This window comes from Streptococcus parasalivarius (assembly GCF_054785155.1).
Map to the genome: position 1 here is coordinate 121,105 of NZ_BAABOB010000001.1, position 18,663 is coordinate 139,767.

General features: G+C 41.4%; 18 protein-coding genes and 1 tRNA gene. 18 read left to right on the forward strand and 1 reads right to left on the reverse strand.

From position 1 onward, the window contains the following. Window positions 1–5: 5 nt before the first annotated feature. The 15 genes from ACYVQ1_RS00585 to ACYVQ1_RS00655 all read left to right on the forward strand — a co-directional run bounded on the left by ACYVQ1_RS00585 (window position 6) and on the right by ACYVQ1_RS00655 (window position 13,734). Window positions 6–422, forward strand: coding sequence for a F0F1 ATP synthase subunit epsilon (locus ACYVQ1_RS00585; RefSeq protein WP_002890211.1), 417 nt, complete (start codon window positions 6–8; stop codon window positions 420–422). A gap of 259 nt (window positions 423–681) precedes the next feature. Beyond that, the gene (gene ftsW / locus ACYVQ1_RS00590) at window positions 682–1,962 is read left to right on the forward strand and encodes a cell division peptidoglycan polymerase FtsW (protein WP_461249481.1); all 1,281 of its coding nucleotides are present in this window, start codon (window positions 682–684) and stop codon (window positions 1,960–1,962) included. Between the two features lie 236 nt (window positions 1,963–2,198). After that, the gene (tuf, locus tag ACYVQ1_RS00595) at window positions 2,199–3,395 is read left to right on the forward strand and encodes an elongation factor Tu (RefSeq protein WP_002890213.1); all 1,197 of its coding nucleotides are present in this window, start codon (window positions 2,199–2,201) and stop codon (window positions 3,393–3,395) included. Window positions 3,396–3,649: 254 nt separating this feature from the next. Then, complete coding sequence (tpiA, locus tag ACYVQ1_RS00600; protein WP_002890214.1) at window positions 3,650–4,408, forward strand: triose-phosphate isomerase; 759 nt, start codon at window positions 3,650–3,652, stop codon at window positions 4,406–4,408. Window positions 4,409–4,670: 262 nt separating this feature from the next. Next, on the forward strand, window positions 4,671–6,656 hold the full coding sequence (gene tkt, locus ACYVQ1_RS00605; RefSeq protein ID WP_461249482.1) for a transketolase: 1,986 nt from the start codon (window positions 4,671–4,673) through the stop codon (window positions 6,654–6,656). Window positions 6,657–6,748: 92 nt separating this feature from the next. Then, window positions 6,749–6,821, forward strand: a tRNA-Thr gene (locus tag ACYVQ1_RS00610). A 110-nt stretch (window positions 6,822–6,931) separates the two neighbouring features. Beyond that, window positions 6,932–7,561 carry a dTMP kinase gene (tmk, locus tag ACYVQ1_RS00615; RefSeq protein ID WP_461249483.1) on the forward strand — a complete coding sequence of 210 codons (630 nt, stop codon included), beginning with the start codon at window positions 6,932–6,934 and terminating at the stop codon, window positions 7,559–7,561. 8 nt (window positions 7,562–7,569) lie between these two features. After that, complete coding sequence (locus ACYVQ1_RS00620) at window positions 7,570–8,445, forward strand: DNA polymerase III subunit delta' (RefSeq protein WP_461249484.1); 876 nt, start codon at window positions 7,570–7,572, stop codon at window positions 8,443–8,445. Then, the gene (ricT, locus tag ACYVQ1_RS00625; protein WP_461249485.1) at window positions 8,442–9,248 is read left to right on the forward strand and encodes a regulatory iron-sulfur-containing complex subunit RicT; all 807 of its coding nucleotides are present in this window, start codon (window positions 8,442–8,444) and stop codon (window positions 9,246–9,248) included. Before ACYVQ1_RS00620 ends, ricT begins: the two co-directional genes overlap by 4 nt. After that, on the forward strand, window positions 9,235–9,555 hold the full coding sequence (yabA, locus tag ACYVQ1_RS00630) for a DNA replication initiation control protein YabA (protein ID WP_002887582.1): 321 nt from the start codon (window positions 9,235–9,237) through the stop codon (window positions 9,553–9,555). The genes ricT and yabA overlap by 14 nt, the downstream gene beginning before the upstream one ends. A 2-nt stretch (window positions 9,556–9,557) precedes the next feature. Beyond that, window positions 9,558–10,424, forward strand: coding sequence for a 16S rRNA (cytidine(1402)-2'-O)-methyltransferase (rsmI, locus tag ACYVQ1_RS00635; RefSeq protein WP_461249486.1), 867 nt, complete (start codon window positions 9,558–9,560; stop codon window positions 10,422–10,424). Between the two features lie 136 nt (window positions 10,425–10,560). Next, window positions 10,561–11,796, forward strand: coding sequence for an ammonium transporter (locus tag ACYVQ1_RS00640; protein WP_461249487.1), 1,236 nt, complete (start codon window positions 10,561–10,563; stop codon window positions 11,794–11,796). Window positions 11,797–11,806: 10 nt separating this feature from the next. Continuing rightward, window positions 11,807–12,148 carry a P-II family nitrogen regulator gene (locus tag ACYVQ1_RS00645; RefSeq protein WP_002886165.1) on the forward strand — a complete coding sequence of 114 codons (342 nt, stop codon included), beginning with the start codon at window positions 11,807–11,809 and terminating at the stop codon, window positions 12,146–12,148. A gap of 90 nt (window positions 12,149–12,238) precedes the next feature. Then, the gene (locus tag ACYVQ1_RS00650) at window positions 12,239–12,895 is read left to right on the forward strand and encodes a glucosaminidase domain-containing protein (RefSeq protein ID WP_002890229.1); all 657 of its coding nucleotides are present in this window, start codon (window positions 12,239–12,241) and stop codon (window positions 12,893–12,895) included. A gap of 17 nt (window positions 12,896–12,912) precedes the next feature. Then, complete coding sequence (locus ACYVQ1_RS00655; protein WP_461249488.1) at window positions 12,913–13,734, forward strand: Cof-type HAD-IIB family hydrolase; 822 nt, start codon at window positions 12,913–12,915, stop codon at window positions 13,732–13,734. Between the two features lie 17 nt (window positions 13,735–13,751). On the opposite strand, the gene ACYVQ1_RS00660 is transcribed toward ACYVQ1_RS00655, so the two are convergent. Further along, a complete protein-coding gene (locus tag ACYVQ1_RS00660; RefSeq protein WP_461249489.1) occupies window positions 13,752–14,261 on the reverse strand; it encodes a YgjV family protein in 510 nt (169 codons plus the stop codon). Window positions 14,262–14,486: 225 nt separating this feature from the next. Between ACYVQ1_RS00660 and ACYVQ1_RS00665 the strand changes: the two genes are divergently transcribed. From ACYVQ1_RS00665 to nagA, 3 genes are all read left to right on the forward strand, one after another. Then, complete coding sequence (locus tag ACYVQ1_RS00665; protein WP_461249490.1) at window positions 14,487–15,563, forward strand: SH3 domain-containing protein; 1,077 nt, start codon at window positions 14,487–14,489, stop codon at window positions 15,561–15,563. A 137-nt stretch (window positions 15,564–15,700) separates the two neighbouring features. Beyond that, entirely contained in the window at window positions 15,701–17,332 is a 1,632-nt protein-coding gene (locus ACYVQ1_RS00670; protein ID WP_461249491.1) for a Na/Pi cotransporter family protein, read from the forward strand. A gap of 84 nt (window positions 17,333–17,416) precedes the next feature. After that, complete coding sequence (nagA, locus tag ACYVQ1_RS00675; RefSeq protein WP_461249492.1) at window positions 17,417–18,565, forward strand: N-acetylglucosamine-6-phosphate deacetylase; 1,149 nt, start codon at window positions 17,417–17,419, stop codon at window positions 18,563–18,565. Window positions 18,566–18,663 lie beyond the last annotated feature (98 nt).

Below are 18,663 nucleotides of genomic sequence, written 5' to 3' on the forward strand. Positions count from 1 at the left end.
AAGATATGGCACAAATGACCGTACAAGTGGTAACTCCGGATGGTCTGAAATATGACCACCATGCCAGCTTTATCCACGCGGTTACTAAAGATGGTCAAATTGGTATCTTACCAGGCCATATTAACTTGATTGCACCACTTGAAGTGGATGAACTCAAGGTTCGTCGTGTGGATGACGAGAGTCACGTCGATTGGATTGCCGTAAACGGTGGTATCATCGAAGTTAAAGATGATTTTATTACTATCGTTGCCGATTCAGCAGAACGTGAACGCGACATTGACGTTTCTCGTGCCGAACGTGCCAAGCAACGTGCCGAACGTGACTTGGAAGAAGCAACTAAATCTGACCGTATTGATGAAGTTCAACGTGCTCAGGTTGCTCTCCGTCGAGCACTTAATCGTATCAGTGTCGGTACAAAATAAGACAACAAAAAACGAGACTTTGGTCCCGTTTTTTATTTGTCGTGAAAGAAAACCTAAGAAGTAGCTAAGTTATCAAAGAAAGTTCATTGTAAAACATATCTGAAGGTAAGATAAAAAATCAGATTTCCAGTCCTGAAAACGGTTAATTTAGCTTTTACTTTAGTTTAAGGTGTCAAAGTGTTATAATATAAGCTGTTAGCTTTATATTTTTAGATAAAATGTAGAGTAACGTAATAGAAAGTATGAGTTTTTTTAAGATATGAAAATTGAAAAGAAGCATCTTTTAGATTACACCATCTTGATACCTTATTTAATCTTATCCGTGGTTGGTCTAATAGTAGTGTATTCAACAACAAGTGCTCGTTTAGTGGCCTTGGGAGCCAATCCCTTTGCATCTGTTATAAACCAAGGAGCCTTTTGGTTGGTATCCTTGTTCTCTATTTTTTTCATCTACCGACTGAAGTTGAACTTTCTCAGGAAAGATAAGCTTTTGGGTGTTGTTATTGCCTTTGAGATTTTACTTTTGGTCATTGCCAAATTTTTCACTAGGGAGATTAATGGTGCCAATGGTTGGATTGTGCTTGGTCCCTTGTCTTTCCAACCAGCGGAGTACCTTAAAATCATTGTTGTCTGGTTCTTGGCACACACTTTTTCAAAAAAACAGTCTGCCATAGAACGTTATGACTACCAAGCCTTGACGAAGAATAGATGGATTCCTAGGAATGGTAAGGAACTTAATGACTGGCGTGTCTATTTGCTTGGTATGATCGGTTTGGTTGCTATCCAACCTGACTTGGGGAATGCGGCTATCATTGTGTTGACTACAGTAGTGATGTTTTCAATTTCTGGTGTTGGCTACCGTTGGTTTACGGCCTTGTTTGCCAGTATTGTTGGGATTTCGTCAGCCTTCCTTGGGTTAATTGCCTTGGTTGGGGTTCAAACCATGGCTAAGGTACCTATCTTTGGATATGTTGCCAAGCGTTTCGCAGCCTATTTTAATCCGTTCAAGGATTTGACTGGATCTGGTCTCCAGCTATCTCATTCTTACTATGCTATGAGTAATGGGGGCTGGTTCGGTCTTGGACTTGGAAATTCGATTGAAAAAACTGGTTATCTCCCAGAAGCTACAACAGACTTTGTGTTTTCAATTGCAATTGAAGAGTTAGGTCTTATCGGAGCTGGCTTGATTCTGGCCCTCCTCTTTTTCCTCATTCTTCGTATTATGATTGTGGGAGTCAAGGCACGAAATCCTTTTAACTCTATGATGGCATTGGGTGTAGGTGCCTTAATGCTAATGCAGGTCTTCGTTAACATCGGAGGAATCTCAGGGCTGATTCCATCAACAGGGGTTACCTTCCCCTTCCTTTCACAAGGAGGTAACTCTCTTTTAGTGACTTCAGTTGGGATAGCCTTTGTCTTGAACATCGCTGCTAATGAAAAGCGTGATAATATTGTTCAAGCGATTGAGGATGAGTTATCTCAGACTCAAGAATTGGAAAATCAAGATGAAAAAATCGTACCTTTAAGAAGAAGTCGTTAATACGGCTTCTTTTTTCGTTAGATGGTGTTAGGCAGTAGTATGAAGATAGTGAAATCTAATAGGAGCAGTAGAAATAGAATTATTGAAAGGAATATTTGTAATTACTCTAAAGAAAAACTGAAAACTATATAAAATACTTGCAATTCTATGACATTTTGATAGAATAGTAGAGTAAAGTTAGACTGTATTGCCTACTGTCTATCTATAAAATATATTTTATTGGAGGCTTTTCCTAAATGGCAAAAGAAAAATACGATCGTAGTAAACCACACGTTAACATTGGTACAATCGGACACGTTGACCACGGTAAAACTACTTTGACAGCTGCTATCACAACTGTATTGGCTCGTCGTCTTCCTAGCGCAGTTAACACACCAAAAGACTACGCTTCAATCGACGCTGCTCCAGAAGAACGTGAACGCGGTATCACAATCAACACTGCACACGTTGAGTATGAAACTGAAAAACGTCACTACGCTCACATTGACGCGCCAGGACACGCGGACTACGTTAAAAACATGATCACTGGTGCCGCTCAAATGGACGGTGCGATCCTTGTAGTAGCATCTACTGACGGACCAATGCCACAAACTCGTGAGCACATCCTTCTTTCACGTCAGGTTGGTGTTAAACACCTTATCGTCTTCATGAACAAAGTTGACTTGGTTGACGATGAAGAATTGCTTGAATTGGTTGAAATGGAAATCCGTGACCTTCTTTCAGAATACGATTTCCCAGGTGATGACATTCCAGTTATCCAAGGTTCAGCTCTTAAAGCTCTTGAAGGTGATTCTAAATACGAAGATATCATCATGGACTTGATGAACACTGTTGACGAATACATTCCAGAACCAGAACGTGACACTGACAAACCATTGTTGCTTCCAGTCGAAGACGTATTCTCAATCACTGGTCGTGGTACTGTTGCTTCAGGACGTATCGACCGTGGTGTTGTTCGTGTCAATGACGAAGTTGAAATCGTTGGTCTTAAAGAAGAAATCCAAAAAGCAGTTGTTACTGGTGTTGAAATGTTCCGTAAACAACTTGACGAAGGTATTGCCGGAGATAACGTCGGTGTCCTTCTTCGTGGTATCCAACGTGATGAAATCGAACGTGGTCAAGTATTGGCTGCACCTGGTTCAATCAACCCACACACTAAATTCAAAGGTGAAGTTTACATCCTTTCTAAAGAAGAAGGTGGACGTCACACTCCATTCTTCAACAACTACCGTCCACAGTTCTACTTCCGTACAACTGACGTAACAGGTTCAATCGAACTTCCTGCAGGTACTGAAATGGTTATGCCTGGTGATAACGTGACTATCGACGTTGAGTTGATCCACCCAATCGCCGTTGAACAAGGTACAACATTCTCTATCCGTGAAGGTGGACGTACTGTTGGTTCAGGTATCGTATCTGAAATCGAAGCTTAATTAATATTAAGTTCCCAATACAATTATTCGTCAGACAATAATTGAGAGAGTCGAGTTTACTCGGCTCTTTTTGGTGTTTAAAAATACTTGTGATTCTATACTTTTAAACTGTTTAAGGTCCTTAAGCTAAGTTTTGATAGTGATAAATAGACATAAAGCAGATCGAGTTTTCGGAATTTTCCTAAAATCCTAGTAATAGTAAGGGATTTGTGATAAAATAAACGAGTAAATAAATAAAAGAAGAGGTATGTGAAATGTCACGTAAACCATTTATCGCTGGTAACTGGAAAATGAACAAAAATCCAGAAGAAGCAAAAGCATTCGTTGAAGCTGTAGCATCAAAACTTCCTTCATCAGATCTTGTTGAAGCTGGTATCGCAGCTCCTGCAGTTGACTTGACAGCTGTACTTGCCGCTGCTAAAGGTTCAAACCTTAAAGTTGCTGCACAAAACACTTACTTTGAAAATGCTGGTGCCTTCACTGGTGAAACTAGCCCACAAGTTTTGAAAGAAATCGGTACTGACTACGTTGTTATCGGTCACTCAGAACGTCGTGACTACTTCCACGAAACTGATGAAGACATCAACAAAAAAGCAAAAGCAATCTTTGCTAACGGTATGCTTCCAATCATCTGTTGTGGTGAATCACTTGAAACTTACGAAGCTGGTAAAGCAGCAGAATTCGTAGGTGCTCAAGTTTCAGCTGCTCTTGCTGGATTGACTGCAGAACAAGTAGCTTCAACAGTAATCGCATACGAACCAATCTGGGCTATCGGTACTGGTAAATCAGCTTCACAAGACGACGCACAAAAAATGTGTAAAGTTGTTCGTGACGTTGTAGCTGCTGACTTTGGTCAAGAAGTTGCTGACAAAGTACGTGTTCAATACGGTGGATCAGTTAAACCTGAAAACGTTGCTGAATACATGGCTTGTCCAGACGTTGACGGAGCTCTTGTTGGTGGTGCATCACTTGAAGCTGAAAGCTTCTTGGCATTGCTTGACTTCGTTAAATAATTTTACATAAAGTCGGGGTTTCCCTCGGCTTTTTTGTTTTTTTGATGAATAGATTTAATAATTGCTTGGGATATGACAAATGCTATTGGTTTGTAAAAACGAACGCTTTAGGTCCTATATTTTATAGGTTTAGGGTTTCACAAATAGAATTGGATTGCCCAAAGAGATAGATAATATGCTATAATTAAAATAGTATAACTAGAGCTCAGACGCTAATAGTCTGTATGCTCCGCATTTTTTTCCAAAAAGGAGAGTTAGAATCATGACTTTTGATGCAATTGACCAAATGGCGGTCAGCACTATTCGTTCGCTTTCGATCGAGGCAATTCAAGCCGCGAATTCTGGGCACCCAGGTCTTCCTATGGGTGCAGCGCCAATGGCTTATGTGCTTTGGAACCATGTGATGAATGTTAATCCAAAGACTAGCCGTAACTGGACAAACCGTGACCGTTTTGTTCTTTCTGCTGGTCATGGTTCTGCCTTGCTTTATAGTCTATTGCACCTTTCTGGCTATGATGTAACAATGGATGACTTGAAGAATTTCCGTCAATGGGGCTCTAAGACTCCAGGTCACCCTGAAGTTAACCATACTGATGGTGTTGAAGCAACATCAGGTCCTCTTGGTCAAGGGATTGCTAATGCTGTAGGTATGGCAATGGCTGAAGCACACTTGGCAGCTAAATTTAACAAACCTGGTTTTGATATTGTTGACCATTATACTTATGCCCTCCATGGCGATGGTTGTTTGATGGAAGGTGTTTCTCAAGAAGCTGCCAGTCTTGCTGGTCACCTTAAACTTGGTAAGTTGGTACTTCTTTACGATTCAAATGATATCTCACTTGATGGACCAACTTCAATGGCTTTCACAGAAGATGTTAAGGCTAAGTTTGAAGCTTATGGTTGGCAACACATTCTTGTCAAAGATGGTAATGATTTGGAAGCTATTGCTAAAGCCATCGAAGAAGCTAAGGCTGAGACAGATAAACCATCTATCATTGAAGTTAAGACAATCATTGGTTATGGAGCTGAAGGACAAGGAACATCAGCTGTCCACGGTGCTCCAATCGGTCAAGATGGTATTGATCACGCAAAAGGTGTATACGGTTATGATGCACCGGCATTTACAGTTCCAGATGAAGTTGCTCGTCGTTTTGAAGTTGGTATTAAATTCCGTGGTGAAGCTGCTGAAAATGCTTGGCAAACTAAATTTGCAGAATATGAAACTGCTTACCCAGAATTGGCTGCTGAATACAAGGCTGCCTTTGCAAATGAACCTGTACACGTTAACTTGAATGCTCATGAATTGGGTTCAGCAGTAGCTAGCCGTGTATCAAGCCAACAAGCTATCCAACAGATTTCTGAACAAGTTCCTTCATTCTGGGGAGGTTCAGCAGATCTTTCAGCTTCTAACAATACTATGGTTAAGGCTGAGTCTGATTTCCAAGCAGACAACTATGCTGGACGTAATATTTGGTTTGGTGTGCGTGAGTTTGCTATGGCTGCAGCGATGAATGGTATTGCTCTTCATGGTGGTACTCGTGTTTATGGTGGTACCTTCTTCGTCTTCTCAAACTACTTGCTTCCAGCAGTACGTATGGCAGCTCTTCAAAACTTGCCAGTAACTTATGTTATGACGCACGACTCAGTAGCAGTTGGTGAAGATGGACCTACTCACGAACCAATCGAACAATTGGCAAGTGTGCGTTCAATGCCTAACCTTAACGTTATCCGTCCTGCAGATGGTAATGAAACTAATGCTGCATGGAAACGTGCCTTGGCTGAGACTGAACGTCCAACAATGCTAGTCTTGACACGTCAAAACTTGCCAGTCCTTGATGGTACTGCTGAAAATGCTGAAACTGGTGTCAATAAAGGAGCTTACATCATCTCAGAAGCAAAAGGTGATCTTGATGGTATCATCATTGCAACTGGCTCTGAAGTGAAATTGGCTCTTGATACGCAGGCTGCTCTTGAAGCTGAAGGTGTGCATGTTCGTGTTGTTTCAATGCCATCACAAAACCTCTTTGATGAACAAGATGCTGCATATAAAGAAGAAATCCTTCCAGCAGCTGTGACAAAACGTTTAGCTATCGAAGCTGGAACTAGCTTTGGTTGGGGCAAATACGTTGGTCTTGCAGGTAAAACACTTACTATTGATACTTGGGGTGCCTCAGCACCTGGTGACCGTATCTTTAAAGAATATGGTTTCACTGTTGAAAATGCAAGTCAACTTTACAAATCATTGTAAGAAAAGAAAGAGCTCGGTTCGTCCAAGTTCTTTTTTGTAAATTTCATACAGAACTTGACTTTTTAGGGTATAGTGTTAGAATGACTGTGTCAGCCGATTTAGCTCAGTTGGAAGAGCAACGCACTCGTAACGCGTAGGTCACAGGTTCGAAACCTGCAATCGGCATGGTCAGAAGTATTTAGATAGAAAAAAGGAGGGGGAGAAACCTCTTTTTTTCTTCCATCTAAGCTAAAATTTGATAAAATAGAAGGTGAAAAAATAAAAAAGGAAGTATCATGTCAAAAGGGTTATTAATCTCAATCGAAGGGCCGGACGGTGCTGGAAAGACTACAGTTTTGGAGGCACTTTTGCCACGTTTAAGAGAGGTTTATCCAGCTCAGGTTGTGACGACACGTGAACCAGGCGGAGTAGCTATTGCAGAGCAAATCCGAGAGGTTATTTTGGATGTCAATAATACGGCTATGGATGCTAAGACAGAGCTCTTGCTCTATATTGCGGCTCGTCGTCAACATCTGGTTGAGAAGGTTTTGCCAGAGCTTGAAAAAGGCAATATGGTCATCATGGATCGTTTTATTGATTCATCAGTTGCTTATCAAGGTACTGGCCGTGGCTTGAATCAGGATGAGATTGCCTGGTTAAATGCCTATGCGACCGATGGTTATAAACCTGAAGTGACCCTATTGTTTGATGTGGATTCTGAGACTGGTTTGGCCCGCATTGCAGCCAGCGGTGAACGTGAAGTCAATCGGTTGGATTTAGAGAAGCTTGACTTGCATCAGCGTGTACGTCAAGGTTATTTAGATTTAGCACAGGCTGAACCAGAACGTATCAAGCTAATCGATGCCTCACAGGCTTTTGAAGATGTTGTAGAGGACGCTTGGAAAGTAATTAAAGGCTATTTATAAGGAGCAAGATGAAGTTAGCTGAAAGTCAAAGCAAACTATTTGAAGAGTTTTCACAAATTATCAGGGAAAATCGTTTGAGTCATGCTTATTTGTTTTCGGGTGATTTTGGAAGTCTCGACATGGCTATTTGGCTAGCACAGAGTCGATTTTGTGTGACTCCTGAGAATAGTCTACCTTGTGGTCATTGTCGTCCTTGTCGCTTGATTGCACAGGGGGACTTTTCTGATGTTAAATTAGTAGAGCCACAAGGACAGATTATTAAGACGGATACGATTCGTCAGTTGACCAGAGAGTTTAGTCAATCGAGTTTTGAGGGGCAGGCTCAGGTGTTTATCATTCGTGATGCAGATAAGATGCATGTCAATGCTGCCAATAGTCTATTAAAGTTTATTGAAGAACCTCAAAGTCAGATTTATATTTTTCTTTTGACAGCTGATGATAGTCGTATTTTACCGACGATTAAAAGTCGAGCTCAACTCTTTTATTTTCCTAAGAATCGGGCTTATCTAGAAGAATTGCTGCAGAAGGAAGGCTTGTTGCTGACACAAGCCAAAGTGTTGGCGGATTTTGCTAAAGATGATGTTCAGGCTTTAGACTTAACTAAGGATAATAGGATTCTTGATCTGATTAATACAGTAGAGCGTTTCACACAGTCCCTGCTATCTAATCAGGACCTGCTTTATTTGGATGTTGCAAAACTGGCTGTCCAGTGTAGTGAAAAGTCGGAACAAGAGATGGTCTGGGCTTTTTTAACTTATCAATTGGGGAAGGATATACGAAATCCACAAGCAAGACGATGGTTAGGCTTAGTTTATGAGGCACGAAAAATGTGGCTAGCTAATGTCAGCTTTCAAAATGCGATGGAGTATATGGTATTATCATGACAGAAGTCATTGGAATAAAATTTGAGGAAACTGGAGCAGTAGAATATGTTGTTCCTGATAAAAATTACTCCAAAGATGACTTTGTAGTCGTTTTGGAGAAAAAAGATAAGCGCCTAGCCCAGGTTGTCATGGAAAACACAGATTTTCCTGAGGTTAGTTTGCCTGCGGATTTGAATCGGGTTGAAGGATTGGCAGGAGAGAATGATTTTGCTAGATATGATGAAAATCTTTTGAAGGCTGAAAAGAGTATGGGAGTAGTAGCTGATTTAATTGCTCAAAATCAGCTAGATATGAAGGTGGTTGATATTGTCTTTCCACTAAATAACTCTTATGTGTTAATCAGTTTTGTAGCTGAAAAACGGGTAGATTTTCGTCAATTGCTCAAAGATCTGGCTTCTTACTTTAAGACACGTATTGAGTTGCGCCAAATTTCAAGTCGTGAGGAATCAAAGATTTATGGTGGCCTAGGACCTTGTGGTCGGGCACTTTGTTGTTCTAGTTTTTTGGGTGAATTCCCACCAGTATCGATTAAGATGGCTAAAAACCAAAGTTTATCTTTGAATTCTGGTAAGATGAACGGAGTCTGCGGACGACTCATGTGTTGTCTCAGTTATGAAGATGACTTTTACCGAGATAGCAAGGCTAGTTATCCTGACTTGGGTGATGACATTGAAACCAAGGATGGTACAGGTCAGGTTGTTGCCATTGATGTAATTGCAGGGACCATTAAGGTTGTATTTGAAAAAGGGCGTGCGCCCCTAACTTATGGAGTGGAGGAAGTTCAGCTAAATGGAAAAGCGTGAATTGTATGATAAATTCGAGGAATTATCACAAAATTTGATGTCGATGTTGGCAGAAGTGGAAGCGATTAAGGCGAACTTCTCAGGGATTCTTGATGAAAATACGGCCCTCAAGTTGGAAAATGACAAGCTACGTGAGCACTTGAGTCAAGTGGTTCAAGAGGAGACAGGGACTAAAATGTCTCATGGCAAGGTAAATCTCGAGGCTATTTATGATGATGGATTCCACATTTGTCCAGATTTTTATGGCCAACGTCGTGATAATAATGAAGCTTGTGGCTTCTGTGCAGAATTGTTGTACGGAGACTAAACATGCAGGTTCAAAAGAGTTTTAAGGGGCAATCTAGCTACGGTACCCTCTATCTGGTTCCCACACCTATTGGGAATTTGCAGGATATGACTTTTCGTAGTGTGCAAATCCTGAAAGAGGTAGATCTTATTTGTGCGGAGGACACGCGCAATACGGGTCTCTTGCTCAAGCATTTTGAGATTGAAACGAAGCAGTATTCTTTTCATGAGCACAATGCCTATGAGAAAATTCCAGATTTACTGGAGCGCTTGAAGTCAGGTCTTTCTTTGGCTCAGGTTTCTGATGCGGGGATGCCTTCTATTTCGGATCCTGGGCATGATTTGGTTAAAGCTGCCATTGCAGAGGATATTCCAGTGGTGGCCTTACCGGGAGCATCGGCTGGTATTACAGCCTTGATTGCCAGTGGTTTAGCACCCCAACCTCATATTTTTTATGGCTTCCTACCCCGTAAAAAAGGACAGCAGATTGATTTCTTCAAGGAAAAACTGTCTTATCCTGAGACACAGATTTTTTACGAGTCACCTTACCGTGTGGTGGATACTCTTGAAAATATGCATGAGGTCTATGGCAACCGTCAAGTAACTTTAGTTCGAGAATTGACCAAGCTTTATGAAGAGTACCAACGAGGATCTATTTCAGAAGTTTTAGATTATATTGCTAGTAATCCTCTCAAGGGTGAATGTTTACTGATTGTGGCTGGAGCTTCTGAAAATGATAAGGAAGAAAATCTAACATCAAATGTTACCCCGGAAGAGGCTGTAGAAGCTTTAATTGCCTCTGGAATGAAACCTAATCAGGCTATAAAAACCGTTGCTAAAGAGCGAAAAATGAACAGGCAAGAGCTTTATAACCTTTTTCATGGGGTTTAAGAGGCTCTTTTTTTGTGGCAACACAAGATGTTAGAAAAGAAAGAATTATCGAAAAATTCCGTAAATAAACTTGTATGCCTCATAATTTTGTGTTATATTATCTGACATAAAATAATTTACGCATTGGAGTGGTTTCATGGATACAGGTAGCAGTGCCTTTATATTGATTTGTTCTGCCATGGTTTGTTTGATGACACCGGCCTTGGCCTTCTTCTATGGTGGGCTTGGACGTCGTAAGAATGTTATCAATACCATGATGATGTCTGTTCTTCCCTTAGCTATAGCTTCTCTCTTGTGGATTGTTGCTGGCTACTCGCTTTCTTTTGGCGGTCATGGGAATTTCTTCGGTAATTTCAGTCACCTTTTTTTAAATGGTGTGTCTGAAACGGCCTCAAGCCGTGGTTTAACCATTCCTGATATGCTGTTTGCTGCTTTTCAGATGATGTTTTCGATTATCTGTGTGGCGATATTGACGGGTTCAGTGGTAGGACGGATGCGCTTTACCCCTTTAGCCATTTTTGTTGTCTTTTGGTTACTTTTTGTCTATTATCCATTTGCACATATGGTTTGGGATGAAGGGCTCCTTGCAAAATGGGGGACGATTGACTTTGCAGGTGGTGATGTGGTTCATATTACTTCGGGTGTATCGGCCTTAGTTTTGGCAATCGTGGTTGGAAAACGTCGTGATTTTGGTATTTTAGAACACCGTCCTCATAATGTTCCATTTGTCCTATTGGGAGCGGGTCTCTTATGGTTTGGTTGGTTTGGCTTTAATGCAGGATCAGCCTTGGCTGCTAATGGTTTGGCAGTTCACGCGCTAGTAACCACTCATGTGTCAGCTGCTGCAGCCATGTTTTCATGGTTGGCAATTGAAAAACATGTCACAGGACATCCATCCTTGGTTGGTGGTTCAACCGGTTTGGTAGCAGGTCTAGTTGCAATCACACCTGGAGCTGGTTTTGTTTCAATTTGGAGTGCTATTCTAATTGGTCTTATGGTTAGTCCGATTTGTTTCTATGCTATTTCAGTCTTGAAGAAACGTTTTGCCTATGATGATGCTTTGGACGCTTTTGGTTGCCATGGTGTTGGAGGTATCTTTGGTGGTTTTGCCACTGCGATTTTTACGACACCAGATTTAGCCCTAGATAAGGCCAATATTGGCTTGATTTATGGAAAGGCGCATCTGTTTATAGTGACTATTTTAGCTATTATCTTTACAGCTATTTGGTCTGCTCTTGTGACCTATGGTATTATTAAAGTAATTGCTCATTATATGCCTTTACGTGTTAGTGACCGTGATGAAGCTATTGGTCTCGATGACTGTGAACACAAGGAAACAGCCTATCCAACCTTTATGGGCTTAGATTCGTAGGAGAATACAGATGAAAAAAGTAGAAGCGATTATTCGTTCGGATAAATTAGAAGATTTGAAAAATGCCTTGACTGGTAGTGGTCTGGCTAAGGGAATGACTGTAAGTCAAGTCCTAGGTTATGGTAATCAACGTGGCTTTGCAGAGTTTGTTCGTGGACAGCGCATTGTTCCTACCTTATTAGCTAAGGTTAAGGTTGAAATTGTAGTCAAGGACATGGCAGTTGACGAAGTTGTTGATGCCATTCGTAGCGCCGTGGCGACAGGAGAAGTTGGTGATGGGAAGATTTTTATCGTTCCTATTGATGATGTTATCCGTATTCGTACTGGTGAACGTGGTGGAGACGCCATTTAATATAATGGAGGCTTAAACCGGTTGGTTTGGGTCTTTTTTAGTGAATTTTGATATACTTAGAGAAGTTAGTATGATTGAGGGGGTGACCAATTGGCAAAAGGAAAAAAGAAAAGCAAGTCGAAAGCTAGACCTAAGAAAACTAAAAAGAAAAAGAAGTCTTTCTTGCTCTTTCCTAAATTTTTCCAGAAGTGGAGTCTGATTTTTATTGGCCTATTTGCCTTATTGGGACTCCTAGCTAGTTTAAATTTTCCAAGGTTGACCATGGAAAAGAACATGACATCTACGGATGAGACGACGGTTGCTTTTATTGCCGAGATTGGCGAGACGTCCCGCTATTTGGCGGCTAGAAACGATCTTTATGCATCTGTCATGATTGCTCAGGCCATCTTGGAATCTGACTCTGGACAATCTACTTTGAGTCAGAAGCCGTCCTATAACTTCTTTGGGATTAAGGGGGACTACAATGGTCAAAGTGTAACCCTACCAACCTGGGAGGATGATGGTAAGGGCAATCCTTACTATATTGATGCAGCTTTTCGTTCTTATGGCTCTGTGGAAAATTCTTTACAGGACTACGTAGACTTCCTTGAGGGTAGCTACTATGTAGGGGTACACCGTTCCAAGACTAAGAATTATAAGGATGCAACTGCTGCCCTAACAGGGGTCTACGCTACGGATACAACTTATGGAGACAAATTAAACAGCATCATTGAACAATACCAGTTAACCATTTATGACACTTATTAGGGTCGAAGGAGAGTAAAATGAATCAGAATCAAGTGAAACTCATTGCAATAGATATGGACGGGACGCTTTTAAATAGCCAAAAAGAGATTCCTGAAGAGAATATCAAGGCTATTCAAGAGGCGGCTGCAGCAGGTATTAAAATCGTACTCTGTACGGGTCGCCCGCGTTCAGGTATTCTTCCTCATTTTGAGAAATTAGGATTGAGTGAAGAAGAGTATATTATCATGAACAATGGTTGCTCTACTTATGAAACTAAAAATTGGACCTTGATTCAATCTGAAAGTTTATCTCGCCCTGAAATGGAAGAACTCTTGCAGGCTTGTGAAGGCTTCCCAGAGGTGGCTCTAACCTTTACTGGTGAAAAAACTTACTATGTTGTGGGCGATGAGGTGCCTGAGTTAGTAGCTTATGATGCTGGGACTGTTTTCACAGAAGCGAAAGCTAGGAGTTTGGAAGAAATCTTTGCGGAAGGGCAAGTGATTTTCCAAGCCATGTATATGGCAAATTCTGAACCTTTGGACGCCTTCCAAAACGCCGTGCAAGATGGACTTAGTCAGAGCTATAGCACAGTTCGTAGTCAAGACTATATCTTTGAAATCATGCCGCAGGGGGCAACAAAGGCTAGCGGGCTTAAACATTTAGCAGAAAAGCTTGACATTAACCCAGATCAAATCATGGCTCTGGGCGATGCTGCTAATGACCTTGAAATGCTTCAATTCGTCGGTCAAAGCGTTGCCATGGGTAATGCGAGTGACGACATTAAGGCTTTGTGTAAGTATGTGACTTTGACAAATGACGAGGCAGGTGTGGCACACGCCATTCGTACTTGGGCTCTATAAGAAAAAGACCTTTAGCTTTATTGTTTGCTAAAGGTTTTTCGATTTCTGATAATGGCAATGAGAGTAGTAAGTGTGATAGTGACATCAGTGATGGCAGCTGGGTAAGCTTGAATGGTCAAATCGTAAATTAGCCAAAGTAACATATTTTCAATAATGATCCAGCGAAGCCACTGAAGGTTTGGTGTGGCAGCAATAGCTAGGCTATGGGAAACTGAAGAGATGATAGGTAAATAACCAATAATCCCAAGTTGATTGAGATAGGTTCCGACGATGATTTGAATAATGATGAGGATGGTCAAGATTGTCTTGGTCATCTTCTTTTTGACTATCAGGCTATTACGTATGATGGAAATACTAATGGTTAAAGCACCGGTATAGCCTCCGAGAAGCAGGTTGGCAATAGCAGTAAAAATATAGTCGGTAATTTGCCAGATGAGCATGTTATTTTTTGATTTTGCAAAAGAGGATATGGCGACACATAGGGCACCTATGGCTGAGAATACTTGTGCTAGAAGATAAAGTGTCATGGTATAACTTTCAATTTTTTGTCTCTATTATATCACAAGGATTCAAGATATTTTCATCTCTATTTCAGGATTTACAAGGCTAATATATTAGCGTTTACATTAGAAAATGATATAATGAAAGTGTAGAAGATATTGTTCCCTTAAAAGTAGAGAGAACCTGATGTTTCCTTATAATATAGGCCCTATCTTTACTTTTTATGAAAGACTAGAAATGAGGAAATGATTATGAAAAACAAATTTTCACAAGTAATCGTGCTTTCAATGGTTACCCTTTCCTCAATGGCTTTGCTGACGGCCTGTTCCAGCCATAAGGAATCGAGTTCAGCAGATAAGACGCCTAAGAGCAGCCAGGTGACCTCATCAAGTAGAGTTAAATCATCCAATAAAGATAGTGGTAAGACCAGCAAGTCTAGTGCTAAAGTCAAGGAGTCTTCTGGTTCAAATACTGAATCTTCAAGTGCACCAAGTAACAAAAAGTCTTCTGCACCAAGTTCAAGCAGTAGTCAGGCTCAGTCATCATCTTCAAATAGTTCATCAGTTCCCTCAAGCAGTCAGTCACAGGCTCCTAAATCTTCAAACGAGAATCAATCTTCAGCGAGTCAATCCCAAGCACCAAAGAGCTCAAGTGATAGTCAAGCTTCAAGAAGTCAATCTTGCAGTCAAGCTCAAGCTAAAACGGATACGCAAGTGACCACTGTGGATATGGATGTGAGTGCGGTAGCGCGTGGTCAGTTTGATAGTATTGCCGGAACTTGGAAGTCTAGTGATGGCAGTCGTCTGGTCTTTAACAACACTAACCTAGTAGGAGATATGACTGCACAAGGCCAAGCGACAGTTCATAATTATGTACACCCGAAAGATGATTATCAAGAGGGCTCAGGTAAGTATGATGCTACCCTCTCAAGAGATAGGGGGGACACCTCTGGTATCGTTGGAGACATTAGCTTTGTCTCTAAAAAAGCAGCTATTTCTGGTCCAAGCTACGAACAAGATACCATTCAAGTAACCAGTACTGGAGGAACAAAGGTCTACTTAAAAGAATCAGATAATATGACGCTACCTAAAGACGTGACAGTTACTGACAATCAACTTCCAATTGATGGTGGCATAGCAGAATCTGGCAGCTACAAGCTTACCAAACGTACGGCTGTCAAAAATACTCCTAGTGATACGGCTCCAGTTGAATTTTACTTAGAAGCAGGCGATCAGATTAACTTTGATATGAAGGTTACTCAAGATGGTCATAGTTGGATTTCTTACATCAGCTATAGTGGTGTTCGCCGTTATGTTCAAGTGGATTAATTGAGATATCTAGAAAGGTCAGATTTTCTTCTGATCTTTCTATTATTTTGTGGAAAAAGTCTTGTCTATTCTCTGATAAATCGATACAATAGAAAGGTCGGTTTTACCGAAAAATTTTAAATAATGAGGACAAAAATGTGTCAGTAAATTGGCAAGATATTGCGTTTTCTTTCCTCGGTGGTTTGGGGCTTTTCCTTTTTAGTATCAAGTACATGGGAGATGGTCTTCAACAAGCAGCCGGAGATAAGTTGCGTTTTTACATCGATAAGTATACCAGCAACCCATTTTTAGGGGTTCTGATTGGTATTGTCATGACGGCCTTGATTCAGTCGAGTTCAGGGGTGACCGTTATTGTCGTAGGTCTGGTTTCGGCAGGGCTTTTGAGTCTTCGTCAGGCTATTGGTATTGTCATGGGGGCGAATATCGGGACAACCGTAACTTCCTTCATGATTGGTTTCAAGCTTGGTGACTATGCCCTTCCAGTGATTTTCATAGGGGCGGCGCTTCTCTTCTTTACGAGTAATAAGAAGCTCAATAACCTAGGACGTATCTTGTTTGGTGTAGGGGGGATTTTCTTTGCCCTTAACCTTATGGGAGATGCGGTAGAACCTTTGAAGTCAGTTACAGCCTTTAAGGACTACTTGGCAACCTTGGGTGATCGCCCAGTCATGGGGGTTATCATCGGTGCTGGCTTGACCATGTTGATTCAATCGTCAGCAGCGACCATCGGTATTCTTCAGAGTCTCTATTCAGGTGGTTTGCTTGATCTGCAAGGTGCCCTTCCAATCCTTTTTGGGGATAATATCGGGACGACTATCACAGCGGTTCTAGCTGCTCTTGGTTCAAACATTGCAGCTAAACGTGTGGCAGGGGCTCATGTACTGTTCAACGTCATTGGGACGGTCTTGTGTTTGATCCTCTTGGTACCATTCACAGCCTTGATTCAATGGTTTAAGTCTGTGCTTGGTTTGACACCTGAGATGACTATCGCCTTTGCTCACGGTACTTTTAACATCGCAAATACTATTGTTCAATTCCCATTCATCGGACTCTTGGCTTACCTTGTGACTAAGATTATTCCTGGTGAAGATGAGATTAACAAGTACGAAGCACTCTACTTGGACCGTTTGCTTATCACACAAGCACCAGCTATCGCCCTTGGTAATGCTAAGAAAGAATTGGTGCACTTGGCATCATACGCCATCCAGTCTTTGGAAGCTTCCTATGCTTTCTTTGCTAAGGGAGATGAAAAATACTTCGATAAGGTTGAGAAGTATGAAACAGCAGTTAATAGTATTGACGAAGAATTGACAACTTATTTGATTGACATCTCTAACGAATCTCTAAGCGTTTCTGAAAATGAAGTGTTGGCAAGTGTGCTTGACTCTGTTCGTGACTTGGAGCGTATTGGTGACCTTGCACTTGCAAGTGCAAACCTTTCACAACACATTCATAATAAGGGAATTGAATTTTCTGATACTGCCAAGGCTGAGCTTGCGGATGTTTATAACCGTACTCACCGTATCGCCCTTGATAGTATTCGTGTTGTTGTAGATGACGATAAGGTACTTGCAGGTCAAGTCATCCTTCGCCATGAAGAGTTGGAAAAACTTGAAAAACAATTGCGTAAAATACATACCAAACGTCTTAACAATGGTGAGTGTACTGCGCAAGCAGGTATCAACTATGTTGATTACCTCTCACATTACACACGTATCGCAGACCATGCGATTAACCTTGTTGAAAAGGTTACAGAAGGTGTGATTTAATAGAGAAAGTCGAGAAAATTTCTCGGCTTTTTTGTTATAATGAAAGCGTATTAAAAACATAGAAAAATGATGAGAGGTGGTCCTATGACCTATTATATTTCAGCCAAACGTTTTTACTTTGAACATAAAATCAAGGAAGGTGGCTACCTAGCGGTTGAGGATAGCCGTTTTGGTGACTGGACGGAAAATGTACCAGAAGGTGCAGAGGTGCTAGATTATAGTGATTATCAGATTTCTCCGGGTCTTGTAGATACTCACATTCATGGATTTTCGGGTTATGATGTCATGGATAATTCTGAGGAAAGTCTTATAGGCATGAGTCAAGCTTTGCTTTCAGCAGGTGTGACCTCCTTCTTACCGACAGCTTTAACAGCGCCATTTGAAGAGTTGAAGGCTATTTGCCAAACAACAGCTAATACGGTTGGTAAGGAGACTGGTGCCAAAATTCAAGGGCTCTTCTTTGAAGGACCTTATTTCACTGAAACCTACAAGGGCGCTCAAAATCCTAAGTATATGGGCAATCCAAGTGTGGAACAACTGAAGGAATGGCAGGAGGCGGCTCAAGGAAAACTAATTAAATTGGCCCTTGCTCCTGAACGTGAGGGAGTGGCTGAATTTATTCAAGAAGCGACCAAGCAAGGCGTGACTATTGCTCTAGGTCATTCCGATGCCACATATGAAGAAGCCATGGCAGCAGTGGAAGCCGGGGCGTCCGTTTGGGTTCACGTCTACAACGGGATGCGTGGCTTTACCCACCGTGAGCCAGGTATGGTTGGGGCAGCCTTCGATAGTCCAGAAACTATTGGTGAGCTGATTGCAGATGGTCATCACGTGGTCCCTGCAGCTTGTAAGGTTCTTATCAAGCAAAAGACACCTCAAGGAGTTGCCCTAGTTACAGACTGTATGTCAGCGGGAGGCTGTCCGGACGGCGACTATATGTTAGGAGAACTTCCTGTTATTGTTGAAAATGGTACCGCCCGCCTCAAAGAAGGTGGTAATCTAGCTGGATCTATCTTACAACTTAAAGACGGTGTCAAACATGTAGTTGATTGGGGACTTGTGACAGTTGCTCAAGCCTTACAAATGGCCACTAGTGTTCCAGCTAAATCGGTTGGGCTTGAAAATACTTGCGGAAGCCTAAAAGCAGGTTTACCAGCTGATTTTATTGTATTAGATGACTCCTTGGAATTACAAGCAACCTTTGTTGATGGACGAAAAGGTTGGGAAAAATAAGAGTATGAGTAGCACTTTCTTATGAAGGTGCTGTTTTTTTATTGATTTTTACAAAGGTGTTAGAGTAGTGTAAAATAAAAATACTTTGTATTTTACAG

What these genes read in the sequence shown, in the direction of transcription:
- ACYVQ1_RS00585 (WP_002890211.1), top strand. Translation starts at nt 6, where the DNA reads ATGGCACAAATGACCGTACAAGTGGTAACTCCGGATGGTCTGAAATAT.
- ftsW (WP_461249481.1), top strand. Translation starts at nt 682, where the DNA reads ATGAAAATTGAAAAGAAGCATCTTTTAGATTACACCATCTTGATACCT.
- tuf (WP_002890213.1), top strand. Translation starts at nt 2,199, where the DNA reads ATGGCAAAAGAAAAATACGATCGTAGTAAACCACACGTTAACATTGGT.
- tpiA (WP_002890214.1), top strand. Translation starts at nt 3,650, where the DNA reads ATGTCACGTAAACCATTTATCGCTGGTAACTGGAAAATGAACAAAAAT.
- tkt (WP_461249482.1), top strand. Translation starts at nt 4,671, where the DNA reads ATGACTTTTGATGCAATTGACCAAATGGCGGTCAGCACTATTCGTTCG.
- tmk (WP_461249483.1), top strand. Translation starts at nt 6,932, where the DNA reads ATGTCAAAAGGGTTATTAATCTCAATCGAAGGGCCGGACGGTGCTGGA.
- ACYVQ1_RS00620 (WP_461249484.1), top strand. Translation starts at nt 7,570, where the DNA reads ATGAAGTTAGCTGAAAGTCAAAGCAAACTATTTGAAGAGTTTTCACAA.
- ricT (WP_461249485.1), top strand. Translation starts at nt 8,442, where the DNA reads ATGACAGAAGTCATTGGAATAAAATTTGAGGAAACTGGAGCAGTAGAA.
- yabA (WP_002887582.1), top strand. Translation starts at nt 9,235, where the DNA reads ATGGAAAAGCGTGAATTGTATGATAAATTCGAGGAATTATCACAAAAT.
- rsmI (WP_461249486.1), top strand. Translation starts at nt 9,558, where the DNA reads ATGCAGGTTCAAAAGAGTTTTAAGGGGCAATCTAGCTACGGTACCCTC.
- ACYVQ1_RS00640 (WP_461249487.1), top strand. Translation starts at nt 10,561, where the DNA reads ATGGATACAGGTAGCAGTGCCTTTATATTGATTTGTTCTGCCATGGTT.
- ACYVQ1_RS00645 (WP_002886165.1), top strand. Translation starts at nt 11,807, where the DNA reads ATGAAAAAAGTAGAAGCGATTATTCGTTCGGATAAATTAGAAGATTTG.
- ACYVQ1_RS00655 (WP_461249488.1), top strand. Translation starts at nt 12,913, where the DNA reads ATGAATCAGAATCAAGTGAAACTCATTGCAATAGATATGGACGGGACG.
- ACYVQ1_RS00660 (WP_461249489.1), bottom strand. Translation starts at nt 14,261, where the DNA reads ATGACACTTTATCTTCTAGCACAAGTATTCTCAGCCATAGGTGCCCTA.
- ACYVQ1_RS00665 (WP_461249490.1), top strand. Translation starts at nt 14,487, where the DNA reads ATGAAAAACAAATTTTCACAAGTAATCGTGCTTTCAATGGTTACCCTT.
- nagA (WP_461249492.1), top strand. Translation starts at nt 17,417, where the DNA reads ATGACCTATTATATTTCAGCCAAACGTTTTTACTTTGAACATAAAATC.